General features: G+C 74.1%; 17 protein-coding genes. 9 read left to right on the top strand and 8 right to left on the bottom strand.

From position 1 onward, the window contains the following. Positions 1-8: 8 nt before the first annotated feature. Positions 9-1,013, bottom strand: coding sequence for a carbohydrate ABC transporter permease (locus AC5K6T_RS04965; protein WP_493205975.1), 1,005 nt, complete (start codon positions 1,011-1,013; stop codon positions 9-11). A 206-nt stretch (positions 1,014-1,219) separates the two neighbouring features. Further along, a complete protein-coding gene (locus AC5K6T_RS04960) occupies positions 1,220-2,494 on the bottom strand; it encodes an extracellular solute-binding protein (RefSeq protein ID WP_493205973.1) in 1,275 nt (424 codons plus the stop codon). Between the two features lie 373 nt (positions 2,495-2,867). Here AC5K6T_RS04960 and AC5K6T_RS04955 point away from each other — a divergent pair, with 373 nt between their 5' ends. Together AC5K6T_RS04955 and AC5K6T_RS04950 are read left to right on the top strand one after the other, a co-directional pair. After that, the gene (locus tag AC5K6T_RS04955; RefSeq protein ID WP_493205971.1) at positions 2,868-3,902 is read left to right on the top strand and encodes a LacI family DNA-binding transcriptional regulator; all 1,035 of its coding nucleotides are present in this window, start codon (positions 2,868-2,870) and stop codon (positions 3,900-3,902) included. Between the two features lie 192 nt (positions 3,903-4,094). After that, positions 4,095-4,967, top strand: coding sequence for a phosphatase PAP2 family protein (locus AC5K6T_RS04950; RefSeq protein ID WP_493207345.1), 873 nt, complete (start codon positions 4,095-4,097; stop codon positions 4,965-4,967). On the opposite strand, the gene AC5K6T_RS04945 is transcribed toward AC5K6T_RS04950, so the two are convergent. Next, positions 4,915-7,911 (bottom strand): bifunctional [glutamine synthetase] adenylyltransferase/[glutamine synthetase]-adenylyl-L-tyrosine phosphorylase, encoded by a 2,997-nt coding sequence (locus AC5K6T_RS04945; RefSeq protein WP_493205969.1) that lies wholly within the window; start codon positions 7,909-7,911, stop codon positions 4,915-4,917. The two genes, AC5K6T_RS04950 and AC5K6T_RS04945, sit on opposite strands and share 53 nt — an antisense overlap. An 834-nt stretch (positions 7,912-8,745) precedes the next feature. Here AC5K6T_RS04945 and AC5K6T_RS04940 point away from each other — a divergent pair. Beyond that, positions 8,746-10,887 (top strand): acyltransferase family protein, encoded by a 2,142-nt coding sequence (locus AC5K6T_RS04940; protein ID WP_493207343.1) that lies wholly within the window; start codon positions 8,746-8,748, stop codon positions 10,885-10,887. Between the two features lie 133 nt (positions 10,888-11,020). Here the strand turns inward: AC5K6T_RS04940 and glnA are convergent, their stop codons facing one another. Further along, the gene (glnA, locus tag AC5K6T_RS04935; protein ID WP_493205967.1) at positions 11,021-12,382 is read right to left on the bottom strand and encodes a type I glutamate--ammonia ligase; all 1,362 of its coding nucleotides are present in this window, start codon (positions 12,380-12,382) and stop codon (positions 11,021-11,023) included. An 832-nt stretch (positions 12,383-13,214) separates the two neighbouring features. Between glnA and AC5K6T_RS04930 the strand changes: the two genes are divergently transcribed. Continuing rightward, complete coding sequence (locus AC5K6T_RS04930; RefSeq protein WP_493205965.1) at positions 13,215-14,969, top strand: NAD+ synthase; 1,755 nt, start codon at positions 13,215-13,217, stop codon at positions 14,967-14,969. Between the two features lie 151 nt (positions 14,970-15,120). Here the strand turns inward: AC5K6T_RS04930 and AC5K6T_RS04925 are convergent, their stop codons facing one another. After that, entirely contained in the window at positions 15,121-16,170 is a 1,050-nt protein-coding gene (locus AC5K6T_RS04925; RefSeq protein WP_493205964.1) for an endonuclease/exonuclease/phosphatase family protein, read from the bottom strand. A gap of 275 nt (positions 16,171-16,445) precedes the next feature. On the opposite strand from AC5K6T_RS04925, the gene panB reads away from it, so the two are divergent. From panB to AC5K6T_RS04910, 3 genes are all read left to right on the top strand, one after another. After that, positions 16,446-17,318: a 3-methyl-2-oxobutanoate hydroxymethyltransferase gene (gene panB, locus AC5K6T_RS04920; RefSeq protein ID WP_493205962.1), complete on the top strand. Its 873-nt coding sequence runs from the start codon at positions 16,446-16,448 to the stop codon at positions 17,316-17,318. A 758-nt stretch (positions 17,319-18,076) separates the two neighbouring features. Further along, complete coding sequence (locus AC5K6T_RS04915; RefSeq protein ID WP_493205960.1) at positions 18,077-19,102, top strand: ATP-binding cassette domain-containing protein; 1,026 nt, start codon at positions 18,077-18,079, stop codon at positions 19,100-19,102. Beyond that, positions 19,099-19,935 carry an ABC transporter permease gene (locus AC5K6T_RS04910; protein ID WP_493205958.1) on the top strand — a complete coding sequence of 279 codons (837 nt, stop codon included), beginning with the start codon at positions 19,099-19,101 and terminating at the stop codon, positions 19,933-19,935. The genes AC5K6T_RS04915 and AC5K6T_RS04910 overlap by 4 nt, the downstream gene beginning before the upstream one ends. 42 nt (positions 19,936-19,977) lie before the next feature. On the opposite strand, the gene AC5K6T_RS04905 is transcribed toward AC5K6T_RS04910, so the two are convergent. Further along, positions 19,978-23,307, bottom strand: coding sequence for an AfsR/SARP family transcriptional regulator (locus AC5K6T_RS04905; protein ID WP_493205957.1), 3,330 nt, complete (start codon positions 23,305-23,307; stop codon positions 19,978-19,980). A gap of 859 nt (positions 23,308-24,166) precedes the next feature. Between AC5K6T_RS04905 and AC5K6T_RS04900 the strand changes: the two genes are divergently transcribed. Next, entirely contained in the window at positions 24,167-24,967 is an 801-nt protein-coding gene (locus AC5K6T_RS04900) for a site-2 protease family protein (protein ID WP_493205955.1), read from the top strand. 31 nt (positions 24,968-24,998) lie between these two features. Here AC5K6T_RS04900 and AC5K6T_RS04895 read toward each other — a convergent pair whose 3' ends face one another. Continuing rightward, the gene (locus AC5K6T_RS04895) at positions 24,999-25,208 is read right to left on the bottom strand and encodes a hypothetical protein (protein WP_493205953.1); all 210 of its coding nucleotides are present in this window, start codon (positions 25,206-25,208) and stop codon (positions 24,999-25,001) included. 56 nt (positions 25,209-25,264) lie between these two features. Beyond that, the gene (gene npdG / locus AC5K6T_RS04890; protein WP_493205951.1) at positions 25,265-25,972 is read right to left on the bottom strand and encodes an NADPH-dependent F420 reductase; all 708 of its coding nucleotides are present in this window, start codon (positions 25,970-25,972) and stop codon (positions 25,265-25,267) included. Between the two features lie 164 nt (positions 25,973-26,136). Here npdG and AC5K6T_RS04885 point away from each other — a divergent pair, with 164 nt between their 5' ends. After that, positions 26,137-26,736: a hypothetical protein gene (locus tag AC5K6T_RS04885; protein WP_493205949.1), complete on the top strand. Its 600-nt coding sequence runs from the start codon at positions 26,137-26,139 to the stop codon at positions 26,734-26,736. The last annotated feature ends 35 nt before the right edge of the window (positions 26,737-26,771 follow it).

Below are 26,771 nucleotides of genomic sequence, written 5' to 3'. Positions count from 1 at the left end.
CTCCTGCCTCAGATCGCGAGCTGCTGCTCGTTGCGGTTGAGCCAGCGGCGGTAGAAGGAGGTGAAGACGATCAGGATGGCCAGCAGCAGGATGCCGTAGGCCGCGGACTGCGCGAAGTCGCGCGGCTGCTGCCCGAAGCCCAGGTAGTAGGCCCAGGTGACGAGGATCTGCGCGTCCGGGGCGGTGTCACCGAACAGCAGGAAGATCACCGCGAACTGGTTGAACGTCCAGATCACGCCGAGCAGCACCACGGTGGAGCTGACCGAGCGCAGGCCGGGCAGGGTGACGTAGCGGAAGCGCTGCCAGGCGTTGGCGCCGTCCATCTCGGCGGCCTCGTAGAGCGAGGAGTCGATGGACTGCAGGCCGCCGAGCAGGGAGACCATCATGAACGGCACACCGCACCAGGTGTTGACCATGATCGCGGCGAAGCGCTGCCAGAAGGTGTCCTCCAGCCACAGCGGCGCCGGCAGGTGCAGGGCCTCCAGGGCGGAGTTGACGACGCCGCCGTCGGCGAGCATGAACCGCCAGCCGAAGACCGTGACGAACGTCGGCACCGCCCACGGCAGGATCAGGACGAGCCGGTAGAAGGTGCGGCCGCGCAGCTTCTGGTTGAGCAGCAGGGCGAGACCGAGGCCGATGGAGTAGTGCAGCGCGACGCAGACGGCCGTCCACACGATCGTCCAGAGGAAGTGCGACCAGAAGCGGTCGTACGCCGTCGGACCCCACAGGATGTCGGCGTAGTTGTCGAGACCGATGAACTTGTACGTCGCCGCGATCTCGTTGGCGCCGATGGTGCGCGCGGTGTTGAGGCTGTTGGCGTCGGTGAGCGTGAGATACAGGCCGTACGCCAGCGGGTACAGCACGAGCACGCCGAGCACGACCGCCACCGGCGTGATCATGGCGTAGGCGTACCAGTGCTTCTGGTAGGCGTGCTTCAGGCGCTGGCCGGGGCCGCGCCCTGGTGCGCGGTCACCTCGGCGCTTGCCGGTCGCTCGGTCGATGGCGACTGTCATGGTTCGGCACCTTCTGGAGGTTCAAGGCTGGAGGTTCGAAGCTGGGGGTTCGAGGCTGGAGGTCGAGCCGGGGGGTTCGAGCCGGGGGTCAGGCCGGGGGTCCAGACCGCGGGTGCGGGCGGAGGGCGGTGCACAGGCCGGTGGCCGCCGGAGCGCTCCCGGTCACGACGAGGTCGTGACCGGGAGGCTCCGGCGGCCGCGGACGGTCACTTGCTGAAGTCCGGCACCAGCTTGGCGATGGCGGTCTCGGCGCTGCTCAGACCCTTGTCCAGGGACTTCTTGCCGCCGGCGATGGCGGGCAGCTCGGTGTCCAGCGGGCCCCACAGGGAGCTGTACTCGGGCAGGGCCGGGCGCGGCTGGGCGGCGGCGAGGACCGTCTGGTAGCCGGCGATGCCCGGGTCGGCCTTGACCTGGTCGGTGTAGGCGTCGTCGCGCGTGGGCAGCGTGGAGTTCTTCAGCGCGATGGTCTCCTGTGCCTTGGCCGAGGTCATGAAGTTCACGAACTTCAGCGCGGCCTTCTGGTGGGCCTCGTCGGAGCCGGCGTACACCGAGAGGTTGTGGCCGCCGGTGGGGGCGCCGGCCTTGCCGGAGGAGCCGGCCGGGACGGTGGCGATGCCGAGGTTGTCCTTGTCGGCGAACGCGGAGCCCTGGTAGAAGTTGGTGATCTCCCACGGGCCCTGGATGATCGCGGCGACCTTGCCGTTGACGAACGCGTCCTGGATGTGGGCGTAGGCGTCGGCGGTGGTGTCGGCCTTGTGCAGGCCCTTGCCGTCGAAGAGGTCCAGCCAGGTGCCGTAGGCCTTCTTCGCCTCGGCGGAGTTGACCGTGATCTTCTGGGCGGAGGCGTCGACGGTGTCGGTGCCCTCGCCGTAGAGGAAGGACTGGGCGTAGTAGGCGCTGGTGGAGCCCCAGTAGCCGTCGACGCCGGTCTTCGCCTTGATCGTGGCGGCGGCCTTCTTCAGGTCGTCCCAGGTCTGCGGGGCCTCGACCCCGGCCTTCTCGAAGAGCTCCTTGTTGTAGACCAGGGCGAGGGTGTCCGTGGTGAAGGGGACGCCGTAGGTCTTGCCCTCGTACTTGGCCTGCTCCAGCAGGTTGCTCTTGAAGGCGGCCTGGTCGGCGAGGGCGTCGGTGCCGTCCAGCGGCAGGAAGAAGCCCTTCTTGGCGAAGGCGGGGGTCCAGCCGACCTCCGAGCGCAGCACGTCCGGCGCGCCCTTGGAGCCGGCGGCGGTGTCGAACTTGTTCTGCGCCTGGTCGAAGGGGACGTTGACGTACTTGACCTTGATGTCCTTGTTGGCCGCCTGGAACTCCTCGACCAGGGCCTTGTACGTCGGCGCCTCGTTGGTCGCGTTGGAGGTGTCCCACCAGGTGATGGTGACCGGGCCGGAGGCCTTGTCGCCGTCTGAGCCGTCACTGCCGCCGCAGGCCGTCGCCGCGAGGGCGAGGGACGCCACCAGCGCGCTGGCCGCTATGCCACGCCGCATGAGTTCTCCTTGAGGGTGAAAGCCCGTGTGGTGCAGGGGGCGGTCCCGTCCGCTCCTGCTCGCCGACTGCGCCGTTGCGGCGGCCGGGCGACTGGAACGTAACAGCGATGTAAGCGGCTGGAAAGACCTTGCAGAAAAAAAATGCAAGACATCTCAGGCGTTACCCCGGCGTGACGTGTTCTCGATGCTCCCGAGACCCGGTATTGCCTGCGATCGGCGGGCGGAGGAACACTTGTGCAAGACTCTGCAAGGTCTTGCCGCACGCTCACGAGGGGACCCCATGCCGCAGCAACCACCGGTGCGCCGGTCAATCGCCCGCACCCGGCGTCCGGTTGGTGTGCAAGGCGACATTCGACCGGTACAGTCCACTGCCGTGACCACACGGCTTGCGGACATCGCTGCGCAGGCGGGGGTGAGCGAAGCGACCGTCAGCCGGGTCCTCAACGGGAAGCCGGGCGTCGCCGCCACCACCCGCCAGTCCGTGCTGGCCGCCCTCGACGTCCTCGGCTACGAGCGCCCGGTCCGGCTGCGCCAGCGCAGCGCCGGCCTCGTCGGGCTGATCACGCCGGAGCTGGAGAACCCGATATTCCCGGCCCTGGCGCAGGTCATCGGGCAGGCACTGACCCGCCAGGGCTACACCCCCGTGCTGGCCACCCAGACCCCGGGCGGCTCCACCGAGGACGAGCTGACCGAGATGCTCGTCGACCGCGGCGTCGCCGGCATCATCTACGTCTCCGGCCTGCACGCCGACACCACCGCCGACACCCAGCGCTACGAGCAGCTGCGCGGGCAGGGCGTGCCGTTCGTGCTCGTGGACGGTTTCTCGCCACAGGTGCAGGCGCCGTTCATCTCCCCCGACGACCGGGCCGCGATGCAGCTGGCGGTCACGCACCTGGTCTCGCTGGGGCACACCCGGATCGGTCTCGCGCTCGGCCCGAAGCGGTTCGTGCCGGTGCAGCGCAAGATCGAGGGGTTCGTGCGCAGCATGCAGGACCAGCTCGGCCTGCCCGCCGAGACGGTCGAGACGGAGCTGATCCAGCACTCGCTGTACACGCTGGAGGGCGGCCAGGCCGCGGCGACCGCGCTGATCGGCCGCGACTGCACGGCGGTCGTGTGCGCCAGCGACATGATGGCGCTCGGCGCGATACGGGCCGCCCGCCAGCTCGGGCTGGACGTGCCGCAGGACGTCTCGGTGGTCGGCTTCGACGACTCCCCGCTGATAGCGTTCACCGACCCGCCGCTGACCACGGTCCGCAAGCCGGTTCCCGCCATGGGCCAGGCCGCGGTGCGCACCCTGCTGGAGGAGATCGGCGGGACGCCCGCCCCGCACAGCGAGTTCGTCTTCATGCCGGAACTGGTGGTGCGCGGTTCGACCGCTTCCGCCCCGGGGGACCGCGTACGCCCCTGAGACGGCGAAGCCGGGCGAGGGCACCGACGACCCGACCGGTATCCGATCGGTATGCTGCCGGTATCCGACCGATACCGGAGGTGCGCTCGTCACCCGTCCGAGGGATGATCGGTGGGGTGAGGATTGTCTGGCAAACTCTCCTGCCATGGGATTGCCGTGGGTGCAGTGGGGGCCATCGATGCCATGGACACCATGGGTGAGATGACCGTGACGACGACGGAAGGCCGCGACGAGGCCGCTTCGCGGGCGGTCACGGACGCCACCGGGCAGAGCCTCCTGCACCGCATGCGCACCCCCGGGCGGCCCCGGCTCTGGTTCGAGATCCTGCTGATCGCGGTGAGTTACTGGACGTACTCACTGATCCGCAACGCGGTCCCGGAGCAGCGTGCCGAGGCACTGCGCAACACCGACTGGCTGTGGAAGCTGGAGCAGCATCTCGGCATCGCCGTCGAGCAGTCGGTGAACCACGCGGTCAACGGCGTGACTTGGCTCATCGTCGGGATGAACTACTACTACGCCACGTTGCACTTCGTGGTCACGCTGGGTGTTCTGGTGTGGCTGTACCGCAGTCACCCCGGCCGGTACGCGGCGAACCGGCTGGTGCTGTTCGCGACCACCGCGGCGGCCCTGGTCGGTTACTACCTGTATCCGCTGGCGCCGCCCCGGCTGATGAACGGCACCGGCTTCGTCGACACCGTGCTGGTGCACCAGACGTGGGGCTCGATGGCCTCCGGCGACCTGAAGAACATGTCGAACCAGTACGCGGCCATGCCGTCGATGCACATCGGCTGGTCCGTGTGGTGCGGCCTGACGATCGTCGCGCTGGCCTCCGCGCCGTGGGCGCGCGTCCTCGGCCTGCTCTACCCGGCCGCGACGCTCGTCGTCATCGTCGCCACCGCGAACCACTTCTGGCTGGACGCGGTGGGCGGCCTGCTCTGCCTCGCCTTCGGCTACGCGGTGGCCCGGCTCTGGTACGGCACGCTGCCGTGGCGGCTGCCCCGGCAGCCGGCGGCTAGGGGTTCCCGTAGAACCGCTCGTCCACGACCGCACGAGCCAGCCGCGTAGTACGCCGGTAGGCGTCCAGCATGTCGCCCACGTGCCCCGGCCCGTACCCGAGGTAGCGGCCCACCGCGGCCAGTTCCCGCGCGTCCGCGGGAAAGGTGTCCCCGGCCCGCCCGCGCACCAGCATCACGGCGTTGCGCACCCGCGTCGCCAGCACCCACGCCTCGTCCAGCACGACCGCGTCGTCCTCGGTGAGCAGGCCCGCCGCCCGGGCGGCCGCGAGCGCCGCGCGGGTGCGGGGGGTGCGCAGCCCGGGCAGTTCCGCACCGTGCCGCAGCTGGAGCAGCTGCACGGTCCACTCCACGTCGGACAGGCCGCCGGGGCCCAGTTTGGTGTGCAGCCTGGGGTCGGCGCCGCGCGGCAGCCGCTCGGACTCCATCCGCGCCTTCAGCCGCCGGATCTCCCGTACGGCGTCGTCGGCCAGGCCCCCGGCCGGATAGCGCAGCGGATCGACGAGCTCGACGAAGCGCCGCGCCAGGTCCGGGTCCCCGGCGACCGGCTCGGCGCGCAGCAGCGCCTGCGACTCCCACACCAGGGACCACCGGCGGTAGTACGCCTCGTACGACTTCAGGGTGCGCACCAGCGGACCCGTCTTGCCCTCGGGGCGCAGGTCGGCGTCGATCAGCAGCGGCGGGTCGGCGCTCGGCACCTGCAGCAGGCGCCGCATCTCGGCGACCACCCGGTGCGCGGCCTCGGAGGCCTCCCGCTCGCTCACCCCGTCGCGCGGCTCGTGCACGAAGACGACGTCGGCGTCGGAGCCGTAGCCCAGTTCGTGCCCGCCGAAACGTCCCATGCCGATGATCGCGAAGCGGGTGGGCAGGGTGTCGCCCCAGCCCGCGCGGACCACGGCCCGCAGGGTGCCCGCCAGCGTCGCCGCGGTGAGGTCGGAGACGGCACCGCCGACCAGGTCGACCAGGGTGCCCGGATCGGGTTCGGCGGGCTGCGCCTCCGTGCCGTAGGAGCTGACGATGTCCGCGGCGGCCGTCCGGAACAGCTCCCGGCGGCGCACCCCGCGTGCGGCGGTGACGGCCTGCTCGCCGCTGCCGGCCCGCCCGACCGCGGCGAGGATCTCCTGCTCCAGGTGTGCGCGGCCGCGCGGGGCGAGCCCGCCGTCGCCGTCGCCGAGCAGGGCGACCGCCTCGGGGGCCCGCATCAGCAGGTCGGGGGCGAGCCGGCCGGCCGACAGCACCCGGGCGAGGTTCTGCGCGGCCGCGCCCTCGTCCCGCAGCAGCCTGAGGTACCAGGGCGTCTTGCCGAGCGCGTCGGACACCTTGCGGAAGTTCAGCAGGCCCGCGTCCGGGTCGGCGGAGTCCGCGAACCAGCCCAGCAGCACCGGCAGCAGGGTGCGCTGGATCGCGGCCTTGCGGGAGACGCCGGAGGCGAGGGCCTCCAGGTGGCGCAGGGCGGCCGCGGGGTCGGCGTAGCCCAGGGCGACGAGCCGTTCGCGGGCCGCCTCGGGACGGAGCCGGGCCTCGCCGGGGGCGAGCTGCGCGAAGGCGTCGAGAAGCGGCCGGTAGAAGATCTTCTCGTGCAGCCTGCGCACCACCCCGCTGTGCCGGCGCCAGGCGCGGTGCAGCTCGCCGACCGGCTCGGTGCGCAGCCCCAGCGAGCGGCCCAGGCGCCGCTGGTCGGCCTCCTCGGAGGGCACCAGGTGGGTGCGGCGCAGCCGGTGCAGCTGGATGCGGTGCTCCATGGAGCGCAGGAAGCGGTAGGCCTCCCCCAGCTGGACGGCGTCCGCGCGGCCGACGTAACCGCCGGCGGCGAGGGCCTGCAGGGCGTCCAGGGTGGAACCGCTGCGCAGGGACGCGTCGGACCGCCCGTGCACGAGCTGCAGCAGCTGCACGGCGAACTCGACGTCGCGCAGTCCGCCGGGACCGAGCTTGAGCTCGCGGTCGATCTCGGCGGCGGGGATGTTCTCCACCACCCGGCGGCGCATCCGCTGCACGTCGGCGACGAAGTTCTCCCGCTCGGCGGCCTGCCACACCAGCGGGGCCACCGCGGCGACGTACTCCTCGCCCAGCTCCGGGTCGCCGGCCACCGCGCGGGCCTTGAGCAGGGCCTGGAACTCCCAGGTCTTGGCCCAGCGCTGGTAGTAGGCGAGGTGGCTGCTGAGGGTGCGGACGAGCGGGCCGTTGCGGCCCTCGGGGCGCAGGTTGGCGTCGACGGGCCAGATCGAGCCCTCGACGGTCGTCTCGGAACACACCCGCATCAGGTGCGAGGCGAGCCGGGTCGCGGCCCGCAGCGCCTTCGCCTCGTCCGCCCCGTCGGCGGCCTCGGCGACGAAGATGACGTCGACGTCGGAGACGTAGTTCAGCTCGTGCCCGCCGCACTTGCCCATCGCGATCACCGCGAGGCGGCACAGTTCCGCCTCGGCGGGTTCGGCGGCGCGGGCGAGGGCGAGCGCGGCACGCAGCGTGGCCGTGGCGAGGTCGGCGAGTTCGGCGGCGGTCTGCGCGACGTCGGTCGTGCCGCACACGTCGCGGGCGGCGATGGACAGCAGGCAGCGCCGGTACGCCACCCGCAGCGCGACCGGGTCGTCGGCGGCGGCCAGGCACCGCTCGAACTCCTCCACGCCCGGGTGCAGGTCCCGCGGCTCGTACGTGACCAGCTCCTGCCAGTCGGCCGGGTGCCGTACGAGGTGCTCGCCGAGGGCGGCGGAGGCGCCGAGCACACCGAGCAGGCGGTCGCGCAGCGGCTTGGCCGAGATCAGCGTGTCGAGCAGTTCGCGGCGGTCGGTGGGGGCCGGCTGCGCCTCCAGCAGCCGGACCAGGCCGTGCAGGGCGAGGTCGGGGTCGGCGGTGCCGCCGAGCGCCTCCAGCAGGACGGGGTCGCTGCGCACGGCCGACAGCTCGGCGCTGTCCAGGAGCCGTTCGGCCGCGGAGGGGTCGGTGAAGCCGTGCCGCAGCAGCCGTGTGAAGGTACTGCTCCTGCGCCCCGGCGCCGTCATACCCGGCCTCCCTGTCCGCTGCGGTGTGCACTTCTCGTGGCGGTCTGCGTAACGGTCCTCGTGGCGGTCCGTACGGTCCTCGTGGCGGTCCGTCCCGGTCCGGACCGAGGTCGTCCGTTCGAGCCTAGCCGCTGATCGCGCGGCGGGCGCCGGTGACTTCCCCGCACGGCCGGGTCCGGGCGGGGAGGACCGGCCCCGTCCCACGCGCGTCCGCCGGCGGGCGCCGGGCACTCGCCCCCGGGGGCGCCCGGCACGGTCCCGGGGTCCGGTACGGCAGTCCCGCCGCGAGCACCGCCGTCGCCGCGCCCGATCCGGGCGGCACGGTGCGGCCCGGCCAGCACCGGCAGCGGGGCGGGGCGGGGCGGACGCGGAGTCGCACGCCGCGGGAGCCACCGGGACGACGGGTCACCCGACGCGGGCGCAACCCGGAGCAGCGGGGTCACCGGAGCGGCGGCGTCACACGACGCGCGGGCGTGACCGAGGCGGCGGGGCGTGACGTTTCCCACGCGGCCGGACGCCCAAGGAGCCGACACGCCGGACAACCGGGCATCGGAAACCCGGAGAGCCGGGCCCCTGGAATCGGGACAGTCCATAGGGATGCCGACGTAACTCCCCCGCCCGGCCGCGACGGTGCGACCGCGATGCCGTGGGCCACGGGTCCGGCTGAGGTAGCGTCGGCCGTCCACCTCCGGAGTGATCAGCGCCGTCGGCCGGTCACCGGCCCCGACGGTGCCGGACCGCGTGCCGACGGCGGGCCCCGGGCCGGGGCGGGCACACGTGCGTGCCCCGGCGACACGCACGTCGAAGGAGAGACCCACGCTCCCCGTCCGCCGCATCACAGCCCCGCCCCGTTCCACCGAGCCGACCCCGCCGGCCCCGGAGTCCGCGGCGGGCGGCACCGCCGCCGGGCCGGCGGCCGGGACCGGCAGACCGGGCCTGCGACCGGACATCCAGGGGCTGCGGGCGGTCGCCGTCACCCTCGTGGCGCTCTCCCATGCGGGAGTGACCCAGGTGAGCGGCGGCTATGTGGGCGTGGACGTCTTCTTCGTCATCTCCGGCTTCCTCATCACCTCCCTGATGCTCCGCGAGCACGCCCGCTCCGGGCGGATCGCGCTGGGCCGGTTCTACGCCCGCCGCGCACTGCGCCTGCTGCCCGCCTCCACACTGGTCGTGCTGGCGACCCTCGCCGGCTCCTGGCTGTTCCTGGGCCCGCTCCGCTTCGCGGACTACGCCGAGGACGCTGCCGCCTCCGCCTGGTACCTCGTGAACTTCCGGCTGGCCGAGGCCGGCACCGACTACTTCCACGCGGACGTGCCGCCCTCGCCGTTCCAGCACTTCTGGTCGCTGGCCGTCGAGGAGCAGTTCTACCTGGTCTGGCCCGTCCTGCTGATCGTCGCGCTGAAGCTGTTCCGGCGCCGGGCCCTGCTGGGCGTCCCGCTGCTCGCGCTGGCCGCGGGCTCCTTCGCGGTGAACCTCCACCTCACCGAGACCTCTCCGTCCTGGGCGTACTTCGCCTCCCAGGGCCGGGTCTGGGAACTGGCCGTCGGCGCCCTGCTCGCCCTGGCGGCGCACCGCCTGCCCGACATCCCGCGGCCGGCCGCCGCGGTGCTGAGCTGGGCCGGTCTGGGCGCCATCGCCTGCGCGGCCGTGGTCTTCGACGAGAGCACCCGCTTCCCCGGCCACCACGCCGTCGTCCCCGTGTTCGGCGCCGCCGCCGTCCTCGCCTGCGGCGCGGCGGGCGGGCGCCACGGCGCGGGCGCGCTGCTGTCGCTGCGGCCCGCGGTCTGGGCCGGCGGCATCTCCTACGCCTGGTACCTGTGGCACTGGCCGCTGATCCTGATCGTCCCGGCGGCCGCCGGGTTCGGCGGGCACGACGGCCCGCTGCGGCTGATCGCCGCGCTGTGCGGCATCCCGCTGGCCTGGCTGACCCTGCGCCTGGTCGAGAACCCGATGCGCTTCCACCGGGCGTTCAGGGCCCGCGCGGGCCGCGGTCTCGCGTTCGGGCTGGGCCTGTCGGCGGTCACCGCGCTGACCGCGGTCGTCGCCGCGCAGTTCCCGCCGGGCCTCGCCTCGGGCTCGGCCCGCCCGGACACCCGGGACACCCTGCACGGCGTGTCCGACCCGGGCGCCGCGCTGACCCGGCTGCTGGAGCAGCGCGTCGACAAGCTGCCCTCCAACCTCGAACCCAGCATGCGGGACGTGGCGTACCGGCGGTCGGAGGTCTACACCGACGACTGCGCCCTGACCACGACCGACACCGTGCAGACACAGCCCTGCCTGTACGGCGACACCGACGCCGAACGCACCGTGGTCCTGTTCGGCGACTCGCACGTCGCCCAGTGGTTCCCGGCGCTCGACGCGATCGCCCGCGAACGCCACTGGCGGCTGTACTCCTTCACCAAGAACGCCTGCAAAAGCTCCCGGATCACCACCGAGTACAACGGCGGCCCGTACGACACGTGCGACACCTGGCGGGCCGTCACGCTGGACAGGATCCGGGCGATCGGGCCGGAGCTCGTCATCACCTCCAACTCCAACTCCGCGAAGCTGTGGGGCGGCGGCGACACCGCGAAGGCCTGGGGCAAGGGCCAGGCCGAGACCTACCGCGCGCTCCAGCGGGACGGCACCCGGGTGCTGACACTGCTGGACACCCCCTGGCCGAAGAACAACGCCGTCGACTGCGCCGTCGCCCACCCGGACGACCTGGGCGCCTGCGCCCGCGACCGCTCCGAGGCCGATCCCAGGCCCGACGTCACCCGGGCGATCCGCGCCGCGGCGAAGGCGGAGAACGTGACGACCATCGACCCCTACGACTGGGTCTGCGCGCCCTCCGGAACCTGCCCGGTCGTGGTCGGGAACACCATGGTCTACCGCGACTACGGGCACCTCGCCGACGCCTACGTCGAGGCCCTCACCCCGGTCGTCGAGGACGAACTGCTCCGCCTCGTCGGCGCCGACCTCGCGGGGCGCCGCTGAGCCGGCGCCCCGCGCAAAGGGGCCGGCGGCCCTCCCGGCCGCCGGCCCCCTCCGTACCCGCTCGCCGATCCGCTCGCCGTACCCGCGCCGCGCCCGCCCGGGATCACTCCCGCGGCTCGGCGCGCCCGCCGGCTCACAGCACCGGCAGGTTCTTCCGCAGTTCGAAGGCGGTGACCTCGGAGCGGTACTCCTCCCACTCGCTCCGCTTGTTGCGCAGGAAGAAGTCGAAGACGTGCTCGCCGAGGGTCTCGGCGACGAGGTCGCTGCGCTCCATCAGGGTCAGGGCCTCGCCGAGGTTCTGGGGCAGGGGCTCGATGCCCATCGCGCGGCGCTCGGCGTCGGACAGGGCCCAGACGTCGTCCTCGGCGCCGGGCGGCAGTTCGTAGCCCTCCTCGATGCCCTTGAGGCCCGCCGCGAGCAGCACGGCGTAGGACAGGTAGGGGTTCGCGCCGGAGTCCAGGGAGCGGACCTCCACCCGGGCCGAGCCGGTCTTGCCCGGCTTGTACATCGGGACGCGGACCAGGGCCGAGCGGTTGTTGTGGCCCCAGCAGATGTAGGAGGGGGCCTCGCCGCCGGCGCCCGCGGTGCGTTCGGAGCCGCCCCAGATGCGCTTGTAGGAGTTGACCCACTGGTTGGTCACGGCCGAGATCTCCGCCGCGTGGCGCAGCAGGCCCGCGATGAAGGAGCGGCCCACCTTGGACAGCTGGTACTCGGAGCCGGACTCGTAGAACGCGTTGCGGTCGCCCTCGAACAGCGACAGGTGGGTGTGCATACCGCTGCCGGGGTGTTCGGAGAACGGCTTGGGCATGAAGGTGGCGTGCACGCCCTGCTCCAGCGCGACCTGCTTCATGACCAGCCGGAACGTCATGATGTTGTCGGCCGTGGAGAGGGCGTCGGCGTAGCGCAGGTCGATCTCCTGCTGGCCCGGGGCGCCCTCGTGGTGGGAGAACTCCACCGAGATGCCCATCGACTCCAGCATGGTGATGGCCTGGCGGCGGAAGTCCATGCCGACGTTGGTCGGGGTGTGGTCGAAGTAGCCGGAGTTGTCGGCGGGGACGGGCCGGGAGCCGTCCAGCGGGCGGTCCTTCAGCAGGAAGAACTCGATCTCCGGGTGGGTGTAGAAGGTGAAGCCCAGGTCGGAGGTGCGGGCGAGGGCGCGCTTGAGGACGTAGCGGGGGTCGGCGAAGGACGGGGAGCCGTCGGGCATCAGGATGTCGCAGAACATGCGGGCCGTGCCGGGGGTCTCCGCGCGCCAGGGCAGCACCTGGAAGGTGGACGGGTCCGGCTTGGCGATCATGTCGGACTCGTAGACCCGGGCGAAGCCCTCGATGGCGGAGCCGTCGAAGCCGATGCCCTCGTCGAAGGCCTGCTCCAGCTCGGCGGGGGCCACGGCGACGGACTTGAGGAAGCCCAGCACGTCCGTGAACCACAGGCGTACGAACCGGATGTCGCGCTCCTCCAAGGTCCGGAGCACGAACTCCTGCTGCTTGTCCATCTTCCGCTTCCCCATCCTTGCTGGTCAGGCCGCCTGCTTCCGCGCCACGAGCGGCGGTCGGGCACCTGAGCATCCCACCACAACACCATTTCATGCGCGTTGCGGCACATGATCGTCCGGCCGGCGCCGGACTGAACGCCGCAGGACGCCGGACGGACGGCACACGACCCATCCTGCCTGCTCGGACGGGCCCGCGTCAGCGCCTGCGGCATGCCGCGCGAGCGGCCGCTCCGGCCGGTCGCTCCGGCCGGCCGCGGAGCTTCCCTACGAACAGACTGTCGCATCCCCTGGCGATCAGGCGACCCGACCGTCCTCCGAAGGTGCCGGCGGACCCGCCGATGGCCTGGACGGGCAGGGGCGGCGCGCCCTCCGCGGGCGAGGGCCCGCTGATGCGCGGCATGACCGCGGACGCGGAACCGGGCAGGCTCCGCACGCTGGCCGGGCGTGCGGCGGAGGTCTCCTTCCCGCGGCTGACGACCGCGCGTCACCGGGGGGGCGTCGCAGGGGCCGAGGGATGCCTGGAGGGGCGGACGGCGGCCGTGGAGCGGCACCTCGGGCAGGGCATGGCGGGGAGCCGGAGGCCGGGGACGGACCTGACGGCGGCCTGCCTGCTCACCCGGCCGCGGGGCCGCGGCCGGGTGGCAGGCCGGCCGCCGCACCGCGGGCCCCGCCCCGGCCCTGCCCCGGCCCGGCCCCGCACCGGCCCGGCCGCGCCCCGGCCCCGACCCCGGCTCGGCCCTGCCCCGGTCCCGGTCGGAGCGCGTAGGGCGGGTGGGGTGGGCCACACTCCACCGGACCCCCATCGCGTCGGTCTGACGATTACACTGGGCGCGTGCCTCAACTTCGCCTCGCCCTGAACCAGATCGACTCCCGCGTCGGCGACCTCGCCCGGAACGCCGAGTCGATCCTCACCTGGACCCGCCGCTCCGCCGAGCGGGGCGCGCATCTGGTGGCCTTCCCGGAGATGGTGCTGACCGGCTATCCGGTCGAGGACCTGGCCCTGCGCTCGTCCTTCGTCGAGGCGTCCCGCACGGCCCTGCGCGCGCTCGCCGCCCGCCTCGCCGAGGAGGGCCTCGGGGAGCTGCCGGTGATCGTCGGCTACCTCGACCGCAGCGAGCAGGCGCAGCCGAGGTACGGGCAGCCGGCCGGCGCTCCGAGGAACGCGGCGGCGGTGCTGCACGGCGGCGAGGTGGTCCTCGTCCTCGCCAAGCACCACCTGCCGAACTACGGCGTCTTCGACGAGTTCCGCTACTTCGTGCCGGGCGACACGATGCCCGTGCTGCGGGTGCGGGGCGTGGACGTGGCGCTCGCGATCTGCGAGGACCTGTGGCAGGACGGCGGCCGGGTGCCCGCCGCCCGGTCCGCGGGGGCCGGCCTGCTGCTGTCGGTCAACGCCTCCCCCTACGAGCGGGACAAGGACGACACCCGCCTGGACCTGGTCCGCAAGCGGGCCCAGGAGGCGGGCTGCACCACGGCCTACCTCGCCATGGTCGGCGGTCAGGACGAGCTGGTCTTCGACGGCGACTCGATCGTCGTGGACGCCGCCGGCGAGGTGATCGCGCGGGCCCCGCAGTTCGCGGAGGAGTGCCTGGTCCTGGACCTGGAGCTGCCCGCCGCCGCGGCCGGCGCGCCGGAGGGCGTGGTCGACGACGGGCTGCGCATCGACCGCGTGGTGCTGTCCGAGGAGCCGGTGCCCGCGTACGAGCCGCAGTACACCGGCACCTACGCCGACCGCCTGGACGACACCGAGGAGGTCTACTCGGCGCTGGTCACCGGCCTGCGCGCGTACGTCGCGAAGAACGGCTTCCGTTCGGTGCTGGTCGGTCTGTCCGGCGGCATCGACTCCGCGCTCGTCGCGGCGATCGCCTGCGACGCGGTCGGCGCGGAGAACGTGTACGGCATCTCGATGCCGTCGAAGTACTCCTCCGAGCACTCCCGGGGCGACGCCGCCGAGCTGGCCCGCCGCACCGGCCTGAACTTCCGTACCGTCCCGATCGAGCCGATGTTCGACGCGTACATGGGCTCCCTCGGGCTCACCGGTCTCGCCGAGGAGAACCTCCAGTCCCGGCTGCGCGGCACGCTGCTGATGGCGGTCTCCAACCAGGAGGGCCACATCGTCCTCGCGCCCGGCAACAAGTCGGAGCTGGCGGTCGGCTACTCGACGCTGTACGGCGACTCGGTGGGCGCCTACGGCCCCATCAAGGACGTCTACAAGACCTCGGTGTTCCGCCTGGCCCGCTGGCGCAACCGGGCCGCCGCGGAGCGCGGCGAGACCCCGCCGATCCCCGAGAACTCGATCAGCAAGCCGCCGAGCGCCGAGCTGCGGCCCGGCCAGGTCGACACCGACTCGCTGCCCGACTACCCGGTCCTGGACGCGATCCTGGAGCGCTACGTCGACCACGACGAGGGCGCCGACCGGATCGTCGCGGCCGGCTACGACCGCGCGCTGGTGACGAAGACCCTCCGCATGGTCGACACCGCCGAGTACAAGCGCCGCCAGTACCCCCCGGGCACCAAGATCTCCCCGAAGGGCTTCGGGAAGGACCGCCGCCTCCCCATCACCAACGCCTGGCGCGAAACCACGTAACCACGCACCCCACCCCAGGCACCCCCACCCCAGGCACCCCCACCCAACCGGTGTGCGGAGGATTCCGGCCATGGCACAGGGCGGAGCGGCCCGATCCGTGGCCGGAATCCTCCGCACACTTCCCACCCGGGGCCCGGGCCCGGGGCCCGGGTCAGGTTGCGGGGGCCAGGCGGAGGCGGGCGGCTACCGGGAGGTGGTCGCTGCCGGTGTCGGGGAGGGTCCAGGAGCTGACGGGCTCGATCCCGCGGACCATGATCTGGTCGATCCGGGCCATCGGGAACGACGCCGGCCAGCTGAAGCCGAACCCGCTGCCCGCCGCGCCCTGCGTGGAGCGCAGCTGCGAGGTGACCGCGTTGAGGGAGCGGTCGTTCATCGTGCCGTTGAGGTCGCCCAGGAGCATCACCCGGTCGAGCGGCTCGTCGGCGATCGCCTCGCCCAGCGCGTCGGCGCTCTTGTCACGCTGCCGGGCCGTGAACCCGGCCTCCAGCTTCACCCGCACCGACGGCAGGTGGGCCACGTACACCGCGGCCTGGCCCGCCGGGGCGGCGACCGTGGCGCGCAGCGCGCGGGTCCAGCCCAGCTGGATGTCGACCGGCGTGACCGAGCTCAGCGGATACTTGCTCCACAGTCCGACCGTGCCCTGCACCGAGTGGTACCTGAAGGCCGACGCGAGCGCCTTCTCGTACACCGGGACCGCCGCCGAGGTCAGCTCCTGCAGCGCGACGACGTCCGCGCCGGAGGCGGCGACCTCCCGGGCGGTGCCCGCGGGGTCGGGGTTGTCGGCGTTGACGTTGTGCGTGGCCACCGTGAGGTCGCCGCCCGCCGCGGACTTGTCGCTGAGCAGCCCGCCGAAGAGGTTCAGCCAGATCACCGACGGCAGCAGCAGCGCGATCAGTGCCGTCGCCGACCGGCGCACCAGGGCGAGCGCCAGCAGCACCGGCACGAACACCCCGCACCACGGCAGGAACGTCTCGCCGAGGCTGCCCAGGTTGCCGATCGCGTTGGGGATCCGCGCGTGCAGCACCATCACCAGGGCCAGCAGCACCGCGAGGGTGGCGACGACGACGCCCCGGCGCCAGATCCGCGGGTCGCCGCGCCAGCCGTCGACGAGCCGGTGGGTCAGGCGCCGGAGCCGAGAGCTCTGACGGCCGGAGTCCGAGCCGCCGTTGTCCGTCTCCGTTGCGTACGCCTGCTGCGCCATACTGTCGCCTCGCTACCTGCCGTGCACACCGTCGTCCCCCGCGTCTACGACCCTAGGGGATGATCGGCTCCGTCCTTGCTGTGCAGGACGGGTGCACGGGCCGGGGGAGTTCCCCTTGTAACGAAACGCGCACATTCGCGCCCGGCGGAGGACGGCGCCCGCGGTGCCGCGGCTCTCCGCGGAGCGGTCTGGCCGTGGCGGGGGCGAGGTGCCACCATGGAGGTGATCCGGGGACGCCGTCAGGGCGCCTCGAGATGACGTAAGGAGCTGTTGCGATGACGCAGCTTTCGGCTGCCCGGCCCGTGCCGAAACCTTCCGGCGCCGGCAACGCGCTGTACGGCGGCAAGAGCACCCGCCGCATCACCGTCCGTGACATCGCCCTCGCCAAGGAGCGGGGCGAGAAGTGGCCCATGCTGACCGCCTACGACGCGATGACGGCGTCCGTCTTCGACGAGGCGGGCATCCCGGTGATCCTGGTCGGCGACTCGGCCGGCAACTGCCACCTGGGCTACGACACCACCGTGCCGGTCACCCTGGACCAGATGGCCATGCTGTCCGCCGCGGTGGTGCGCGGCACCCGGCGTCCTCTGGTCGTCGGCGACCTGCCGTTCGGCTCGTACCAGGAGGGCCCGGTGCAGGCGCTGCGCTCGGCGACCCGGCTGGTGAAGGAGGCCGGGGTCGGCGCGGTGAAGCTGGAGGGCGGTGAGCGGTCGCACGAGCAGATCCGGCTGCTGGTGGAGTCCGGCATCCCGGTGATGGCGCACATCGGCCTGACCCCGCAGTCCGTCCACGCCATGGGCTACCGGGTGCAGGGGCGCGGTGAGGAGGCGGCGCAGCAGCTGCTGCGGGACGCGAAGGCCGTGCAGGACGCGGGCGCGTTCGCGGTGGTGCTGGAGCTGGTTCCGGCGGAGCTGGCCGCCGAGGTGACGCGCACGCTGCACATCCCGACGGTCGGGATCGGCGCCGGGCCGGAGACGGACGCGCAGGTCCTGGTGTGGACCGACATGCTCGGGCTGACCGACGGCCGGGTGCCGAAGTTCGTGAAGCAGTACGCCGACCTGCGCACCGTGATGGGTGACGCGGCGCGGGCGTTCGCCGAGGACGTCGTCGGCGGTGCGTTCCCGCTGGAGGAGCACTCCGTCCACTGAGCCCGGGCGAGGCGTGGCCGGGCCCGGGTATCCCACGAGCCCGGGGCCGGCCCCCGCCTCCGTGAGCCATGACCCTCCGTGAGCCGTGACCCTCCGGGTCTCGTCCTCCGAGCCACTGCGGCACGCCGCGGCCCCGCCGATCGTCCCCCGTCGGCGGGGCCGCTGCCGTGTCCGGCCTCCGGCCGCTGCCGACCGCCGGTGGCCGACGGCCGGGGGCCGACGGCCGGGGGCCGACGGCCGGTGGCCGACGGCCGGGGGCCGGGGGCCGGGGGCCGGGGGCCGACGGCCGGTGGCCGACGGCCGGGGGCCGGGGGCCGGGGGCCGGGGGCCGACGGCCGGTGGCCGACGGCCGGGGGCCGGGGGCCGGGGGCCGGGGGCCGGGGGCCGACGGCCGGGGGCATGCGGCCCGTGGGGCGGCGGGCGGCGGGCGGCGGACGGACGGAGGGTGGCGCGCGGCGCGCGGCGGACGGACGGAGGGTGGCGCGCGGCGGGCGGCGGACGGACGGAGGGTGGCGGGCGGAGGGCGGAGGGCGGGGCGCGGGCGGACGGGGCGCGGGCGGACGGGCGGCGCGCTGTCGGTGGCCGGTCGGTCCGGCCGCCGGCCGACCCCCGACTCCCGACTCCCGGCTGCCGACTGCCGACTGCCGACTGCCGACTCCCGACTGCCGGTCGGCTGTCGGTCGGCTGTCGGTCGGCTGTCGGTCGGCTGTCGGTGGCGTGTCGGTGGCGTGTCGGCGGGGCCTGGCACCGTCGTGGCCATGACGCGAACCGAGACCACGCCCGGAGGGCCGGGCGCCGCCGTCACCGTGCGGGGGCTGATGAAGCACTACGGCGAGACCAAGGCGCTGGACGGCGTCGACCTTCAGGTGCGCGAGGGGACCGTGATGGGGGTGCTCGGCCCGAACGGCGCCGGCAAGACCACGCTGGTGCGCATCCTGTCGACGCTGCTGAAGCCGGACGCCGGACAGGCGACGGTGGCCGGCTACGACGTCGTACGGCAGCCACGCCAGCTGCGCCGGGTGATCGGCCTGACGGGGCAGTACGCCTCCGTGGACGAGAAGCTGCCCGGCTGGGAGAACCTCTACCTGATCGGCCGGCTGCTGGACCTGTCCCGCAAGGACGCCCGGTCCCGCGCGGACGAGCTGCTGGAGCGGTTCTCCCTGACGGACGCGGCCAAGCGCCCCGCGTCGACGTACTCCGGCGGGATGCGGCGCCGCCTCGACCTCGCCGCCTCCATGATCGGCCGGCCGGCCGTGCTGTTCCTGGACGAACCGACCACCGGCCTGGACCCGCGCACCCGCAACGAGGTGTGGGACGAGGTGAAGTCCATGGTGGGCGACGGAGTGACCGTGCTGCTCACCACCCAGTACATGGAGGAGGCCGAGCAGCTCGCCTCCGAGCTGACGGTCGTCGACCGGGGGCGGGTGATCGCGGGCGGCGCCATCGACGAGCTGAAGTCCACGGTCGGCGGGCGCCGGCTGCGGATCCGGCCGGCCGACCCGCTGCGGGCGCGGCAGCTGGCGTCCGCGCTGGACGGGCTCGGCATCACCGGTCTGGCGAGCACCGAGGTCGACACGCACGGCGGCTCCGTGCTGGTGCCGGTGCTCAGCGACGAGCAGCTCACCGCCGCGGTGGGCGCGGCCGTCGCGCTCGGCATCACCCTCACCTCCGTCACCACCGAACTGCCCAGCCTGGACGAGGTGTTCCTGAGCCTCACCGGCAAGCGGGCGAGCGTCCCGCCGTCCGCCGAGTCCGCCGACGCCCGCGAGGAGGTCGCCGTATGAGCGCCGCCACAGCCACCACCACCCCCGCCGGCTCCGCCGCGCCCCCGGCCGACACCCGCATCACGCTGCGCGGGCACCTGCGGCACACCGGGGCCCTGGTGCGGCGCAACCTGCTGTGGATCCGCCAGGACCCGGAGTCGATGTTCGACGCGCTGCTGATGCCGGTGGTGTTCACGCTGCTGTTCGTGTACGTCTTCGGCGGCTCGATCGGGCAGGCGCTGGGCGGCGGTCAGGACCAGTACGTGCAGTACGTGATCCCCGGCATGGTCGCGATGATGAGCATGACGCTGTCGCAGGGCGTCGGCACCGGCTTCAGCCAGGACTTCAACAGCGGCGTCATGGACCGCTTCCGGTCCCTGCCCATCGGCCGCGGCTCCGTGCTGTTCGCGAAGATCGCGGTGGAGCTGGCGCGGATGCTGTTCGCGACGGCGGTGCTGATGCTGGTCGCCGTGCTGGTCGGGTTCGAGATCACCAGCTGGCCGGGCACCCTCGCGGCGGTCGGCCTGGCCTCGCTGTTCGCCTCGTCGATCATGTGGGTGTTCCTCACCCTGGGCGTCACGCTGAAGAACGCGCAGTCCGTGCAGGCGATGGGCTTCCTGGTGCTGTTCCCGCTCCAGTTCGGCTCGTCGATCTTCGCGCCGACCCGGTCGATGCCGGGCTGGCTGCAGTCCTTCACCGACTACAACCCGCTGTCCACGCTCGCCGACGCGGCCCGCGGCCTGATGATCGGCGGACCGGTGGCCCACGCCCTGTGGATGACGGTGGGCTGGTCGGTGGCGATCACCGCCGTGATGGCGCCGGTCGCCATCCACAAGTTCCGTACCAAGAGCTGACGGAGCCGGAGCACGGGGCCTGAGCCGGCCGGCCCGGTGCGCTCACAGCAGGGCGGCGGCCTCCTCGGGGGAGAGGCCGCCGCCCTGCGCGTACGCCGCGGCGTAGGCGGCGTCGTCCACCACGGCCCGTACGGCGGACTCGGCGCGCTCGCCGACGGCACGCTCCACCAGGGACGGCACGTGCCCCGGCGGCATCGCGGCGTCGGCGGCGCCCAGGCAGCGGGCGGCGTCGGCGCCGCGGAGGCCCTGCTCGTGCCCGGCCAGGGCGAGCGCGGCGACCCGCAGATAGCCGGCCCGCATGCTGGGCTGCATGGCCTCCGACAGCGGGTCGGCGGCCTTCTCCAGCGCCTCTCGGATGCGGTCCAGGCTCTCCGTGTGGCGGCCCTCCAGGGCGTCCAGCCAGGCTTCGGCGCCCAGGATGAACGCGTCGAAGACGACGAACCGGGCCAGCCGGAACTCCTCGCGCAGCAGCCGCAGTTGCTCCCGCGCCTCGGCGGTACGGCCGGTCACCGACAGCCACGAGGACAGGAACAGCCGGGCGGCGGGCATGCCCTCGTTGAGGGAGCCGTCGTCGGCGTCGATCACCTCGCGCAGGATGCGCTCCCCGCGCTCGGTGTCCCCGGCCTCCAGCAGGGCGCTGCCGAGCCGGGCGGAGAGCACCGCCATGTGGGTGTGGGCGCCGAGCTGCTCGGCGTAGCCGGCGGCCTCCCGGTAGTCGGCGGCGGCCTGTTCGAACTCGCCCCGGCGCTCGCGGGTCTCGCCGCGGGCGGAGAGCGCTTCGGCGTAGCCCCAGTCGTCGCCGAGCCGCCGGAAGATCGCCAGCGCCTCGTCGGCGTCGCGTTCGGCGCCGGCGGCCCATTCGCTGCGGTTGGCACGGAAGTTGGCGCGCATCTGGAGACCGGCCGCGAGTTCCCACTCGTAGCCGGGCGTGCTGCGGCAGGTGTCCACGCAGGCGTCGAGGAGCGAGTACACGCGCTCCACGTCGCCGCTGAGCATCACCGCGTAGAACCACAGCATGCCGGGCAGCCGGCAGGTCTGCGGCTGGCCCGGCTCGTAGGCGGCGGCGATCAGCCGCAGCTTGGCCTGCGCGGGCGGGCTCTGCCAGAAGTCCAGCTCGGTCTCCATGCAGGACAGGTGCGCCAGGTGCACGCCGCGCCGGGCCTCGGTGAGCGCCTCCCCGGCGAGCGGCGGCGGCGTGGCCGTCAGGCGCTCCCACACGGGTGCGGCGCGCCGCAGTGGCTCGGCGAAGGGGTCCGGGCCGAGCGGCATGACCTCGGTGCACCAGTGGCGGATCTCGTGCCGCAGGTCGCGCATCTGCCAGTACATCACCAGCGACAGCACCAGGCTGAGCGCCTCCTGCTCGTCGCGTTCGGCGACGGCGTGCCGCAGCGCGGTGCGCAGGTTCTCGTACTCCAGCTCCAGCAGGGCGATCGCGGCGCGCTGGCCGGAGCCGCGCAGCAGCGGGTCGGTGGTGCGGGCGAGTTCGCGGTAGTGGACGAGGTGGGCGCGGGCGGCGGCCGCGCGCTGCCCGGCCTCCTCCAGCCGCTGGCGGGCGTACTCGGCGACGGTCTCCAGCAGCCGGTAGCGCATCCCGCCCGGGCCCGAGGGCGCGGCGACGACGAGGGACTTGTCGACGAGCTGGCCGAGCACGTCGAGGGCGGCGGGGCCGCACACGGCCTCGGCGGCGGCGAGGTCGCAGCCGCCCGCGAACACCGACAGGCGGCCGAGGACGTCGCGTTCGCGGGCGTCGAGGAGTTCCCAGGACCAGTCGACGACGGCCCGCAGGGTCTGCTGGCGGGGCAGGGCGGTGCGGCTGCCGGTGGTCAGCAGCCGGAAGCGGTCGTCGAGGCGGTCGGCGATCTGCCGCAGGCTGAGCATGCGCAGCCGGGCGGCGGCCAGTTCGATGGCGAGCGGCAGGCCGTCCAGGCGGCGGCAGATCTCGGCGGCGGCCTCCGGGTCGTCGTCGGGCCGGAAGCCGGGGCGGGCGGCCGCGCCGCGGTCGGCGAGCAGCCGCAGCGCGTACGGCTCGGGCAGCGGCTCCAGGGGCCGCAGCCGCTCCCCGGGCACGCCGAGCGGCTCGCGGCTGGTGGCGAGCACGGTCAGGCCGGGGCAGCGGGCGAGCAGGTCGACGGCGAGCCGGGCGGCGGCGTCGACGACGTGCTCGCAGTTGTCGAGGACGATGAGCATGCGGCGTCTGCCGCAGTGCTCGGCCAGCCGGTGGACGGCGTCGTCGTGGTGGTCGGACACGGCGGCGCGGATGGTCTCGGCTCCGGCGCCGTACAGCACGGTCTCGCGGGCGCCGATCGCGGTGAGCACGGCCTCGGGTACGGCGGCCGGGTCGTCGACGGGTGCCAGCTCGGCCAGCCACACCCCGTCCGGCGCCAGGTCGGCCGTGCCCTCGGCGGCCTCCTGGGACAGCCGGGTCTTGCCGGCGCCGCCGGGCCCGAGCAGGGTGACCAGCCGGTGCTCGGCGAGGTCCTCGCGCAGCGCGGCGATGTCGTCGGCGCGGCCCACGAACGAGGTGAGCCGGGCCCGCAGGTTGCCGCGCGGGCGGGCCGCGGCGGGGGCGGCGGGGGCAGCCGGGGCAGCCGGGGCGGCCAGGGCGGGGGACGAAGAAGGCGGGGCCGGCGGGGGCGGCGGGGCGTCCGTGGTGAGCAGCTCCTGGTGCAGGGCGCGCAGTTCGGGTCCCGGGTCGGAGCCGAGGGACGTGGCGAGCAGCCGTCGTACGGCGTCGTAGGCGGCCAGTGCTTCGGCGGGGCGGCCGGTGTCGCGCAGCGCGCGCAGCCGCAGCGCCTGGAGCGGTTCGTCGAGCGGGTGGGTGTCACACAGGGCGGTCAGCTCCGGCAGCGCCGCGTCGGCGTCGCCGAGCGCGAGGGCGGCGCCGAGCCGGGCGCGGACCGCGTCGAGGTGCAGTCGGTCGCAGCGGGCCGCGCGCGCGGTGCGGTCGGGCAGGTCGGCGAGGGCGGGGCCGCGCCACAGGGCGAGGGCGTCGTCGAGGACGGCGGCGGCCTTGGCGGGGTCGCCGTCGGTGAGGGCGCGCCGGCCCTCGCCGACCAGCCGTTCGAAGCGGTGCAGGTCGATGTCGTCGGCGGCGGCCGCCAGCCGGTAGCCGCCGTCGGCCGAGACGACGGCACCGGCGCCGAGGGTCCGCCGCAGCCGCCCCACGAGTGCCTGGAGTGCTCCGGGCGCGTCGGCGGGCGGGTCGTCCTCCCACACCTCCTCCACCAGCAGCCCGGCCGGGGCCACGCGGTCCGGCCGCAGCGCGAGCACGGTCAGCAGGGCGCGCAGCCGCACCCCGCCGACCGGGACGGGGGTGCCGTCGGGACGGATCGCCTGGGTGGTGCCGAGGATGCGGTAGCGCACGAGGCCCATTCTCCCCGGTCGGCCACTCCGCTCGGCACGGGGTTTTCCGGGTCCGCCGCCTCCGGGCGGGGCCCTGCGGGTGCGAGTGAGGCTTCCGCGGGTGCGGGTGAGGCGTCCCGCGGCCGCGAGCGGGTCGGGGCGGCAGGCGCGAGGCAGGAGGGGCGAGGCAGGCGAGGCAGGCGGCGCGAGGCGGGCGGCACGAGGCAGGCGGGGCGGGCGGCGCGAGGTAGGCGAGGCGGCCGCGGGACGCCTGGCGGGCAGCGCGAGGCAGGCGAGGCAGGCAGCGCGAGGTGGGCGAGGCAGGAGGGGCGAGGCAGGCGAGGCAGGCGGCACGAGGCAGGCGAGGCGGGCAGCGCGAGGTAGGCGAGGCGGCCGCGGGACGCCTGGCGGGCAGCGCGAGGCAGGCGAGGCAGGCAGCGCGAGGCAGGCGAGGTGGGCGGCGCGAGGCAGGCGGGGCGGCCACGGGACGCCTGGCGAGCGGCGCGAGGCAGGCGGGGCGAGGTGGGCGGGGCGGGGCAGGCGGGGCGAGGTGGGCGGGGCCTTCCCGGAGGGGCCGGGCGCCGGGTGGAGGCCCGCAGAGCCCGGGGCCGGGGACGGGCCCGGGCGGGCCGGGCGGTGGGCCCGGTGGCGGCGGACGGGCAGGCGGCGGGCCCTGCCGCTCGGCGGACGGGCGGGGCCGGCCGGGGCCCGGAGGCTCGCGCACCGAGAGACGGACGGGCGGGTTCCGGGGGACGGGGCGGGAACCCCGTTCCGAGGGGTGGGGCGGGGAACCCTTCGCCGTTCGTGTGACGTTGTCACGGTGCGGCCGGTACGGTCGGGCAGGCCCGCCGCCCGGGCGTGCCACCCGAGCACGAGAGGTTCCCCCGCCATGACGACCGCCACCAGCCGGCACAGCGACCGGAGGATCAGTCCCGTCTTCATCGGGATCGCGGCCGTGACGGCGGTGACCGGGTGGGCCACCTGGACCGGCTTCGCGGAGCAGCCGGGCGTCGCCGTGTTCCTGTTCGTGACGGCGGCGTGGATCATGTCGCTGTGCCTGCACGAGTACGCGCACGCGCGCACCGCGCTGCACAGCGGGGACATCTCGGTGGGTGCCAAGGGCTATCTGACGCTCAACCCGCTGAAGTACACGCACGCGCTGCTCAGCATCGTGCTGCCGGTGCTGTTCGTCATCATGGGCGGGATCGGTCTGCCCGGCGGCGCGGTCTTCATCGAGCGGGGCCGGATCCAAGGCCGGTGGCGGCACAGCCTGATCTCCGCGGCGGGCCCGCTGACGAACGTGCTGTTCGCCGTGGTGTGCACGGCCCCGTTCTGGCTGGACGCGCTGGACGGGGTGCCGCGCGACTTCCGGTTCGCGCTGGCCTTCCTCGCGCTGCTCCAGGTGACCGCGGCGATCCTGAACTTCCTGCCGGTGCCGGGCCTCGACGGCTACGGCGTGGTCGAGCCCTGGCTGTCGTACAGCGTGCGCCGGCAGGTGGAGCCGCTGGCTCCGTTCGGTCTGCTGATCGTGTTCGCGCTGCTGTGGATCCCGTCGCTGAACGGCGTGTTCTTCGACATGGTCGACGCGATCCTGCGCGGGCTCGGCATCAGCGACTTCGACACCTACTGCGGCTACGACCTGTACCGGTTCTGGCGCGGCTCGCAGGAGCTGTGCTCGGTCGGCCCCTGACGGCCGGCCTCTGACACTCCGGGGCCGGCGGTCAGTCCGTGACGGGCTTCCCGGCCGCCCGCCCGCGCCGGAAGTAGTACCAGGTCATGTTGGACGACAGGCCCGCGATCAGCACCCAGACGATCCCGAGCAGGCTGCCCTGCAAGAAGGAGACGACGGCGGCGGCCACGGCGAGGACGCAGACGGCGAGGGCGTAGTAGGCCAGACGCCGGGCCGGGGCGGCCGGGAGCAAGCGGGGCATGGGGGTCGGCTCCTGTCGGGGGACACTGCTGCTGTCCACCAGTGTCCCCCATCGGCTCAGACGTCCGTGACGCGGAGTCCCGCGTGCGCCTTGTAGCGGCGGTTGACGGAGATCAGGTTGGCGACCAGCGACTCCACCTGGTGGGCGTTGCGCAGCCGGCCCGCGAAGACCCCGCGCATGCCAGGGATGCGGCCGGCCAGCGCCTGGACGGTCTCCACGTCGGCGCGCTCCTCGCCGAGCACCATCACATCGGTGTCGATGCGCTCGGTGTCCGGGTCCTGGAGCAGCACCGCGGACAGGTGGTGGAACGCGGCGGTGACCCGGGAGTCCGGCAGCAGCGCGGCGGCCTGCTCGGCGGCGCTGCCCTCCTCGGGCCGCAGCGCGTAGGCGCCCTTCTTGTCGAAGCCGAGCGGGTTGACGCAGTCGACGACGAGCTTCCCGGCCAGCTCCGCCCGCAGGGACTGAAGGGTCGCGCCGTGGCCGTCCCAGGGCACGGCGACGATCACGATGTCGCTGCGCCGGGCGGTCTCGGCGTTGTCGGCGCCCTCGACGCCGAGGCCGATGTCGTCCGCGGCCGACCGGGCGCGCTCCGCGGCGCGCGAGCCGATGATCACCTTCTGGCCGGCGCGGGCGAGCCGCAGGGCCAGGCCCTTGCCCTGCGGGCCGGTCCCGCCGAGCACGCCGACGACCAGCCCGGAGACGTCGGGCAGGTCCCAGGGGTCCTTGGCGGGCGCCTTCTGTACAGCACTGTCGGTAGAGGTCATGGGCCGACTCTACGTCCGGTAGCGCGGCACCCCGCCGGTCGGGCGGGGCCGGTCCGCGGGCGGCCGGGCACGGGCGGGCCCGGCCCGGCCGGGGGTGCCCGGTCCGGGCGAAGGAACGGCGAACCGGGTGTCGCGGGCGGCCGGTTGCGGCAGGATGCGGGCGCATGGACGCCGTACGGGTCGCGCTGCTGCGCGACGTGCTCGCCGGGACGGAGTGGCCGGCCGCCACCCGCGGTTTCGCCGGGGTGCTGCGCGGGTCGGTGGTGGCGCACGGGGGCGGTCTGCTGCTCGTGGGCACGCCGTCGTACGAGCCGTGGCACCTCGCCGCGCATCTGGCGGACGAGTCCGCCTGGTCGGGCACTCCGGAGCTGGCCCCGACGCTGGTCCGGCACGGGGCGCGCCCGACGGATCCGGCGCACCTGGCGGTGGGGCTCGGCCGGATCGAGGCGGCCGGGCGGGGTCAGACGCTGCTGGTGGTGGCGCCGGAGACGGAGCCTTCGCTGCTGGAGCGGGTCCACGGGGCCCGGCGGGCGGGGGCGACGGTGCTCGCACTGGGGCCGGGCGGCGGGGGCGAGCTGGCGGCGACGGCCCACGAGTGGCTGCCGGTGCCCGAGGGGGCGGAGCTCGATCTGGACAGTGTGCAGCACCTGGTGAGCGCGGCGGCCGGGGAGAACGCCGGGCCGCCGCAGCGGGGCCGCCGCTTCCGGGACCGGCTGTCCCGGCTCGCGGATCTGCTCACCGCACCGCCGCCGTCGCTGTGGTGAGGACGGGGCCCCGTGTGACCCGGTCCTGAGCGGCC

Source organism: Streptomyces sp. B8-7 (genome assembly GCF_058833805.1).
This window is presented reverse-complemented; position numbering and strand designations above follow the sequence as displayed.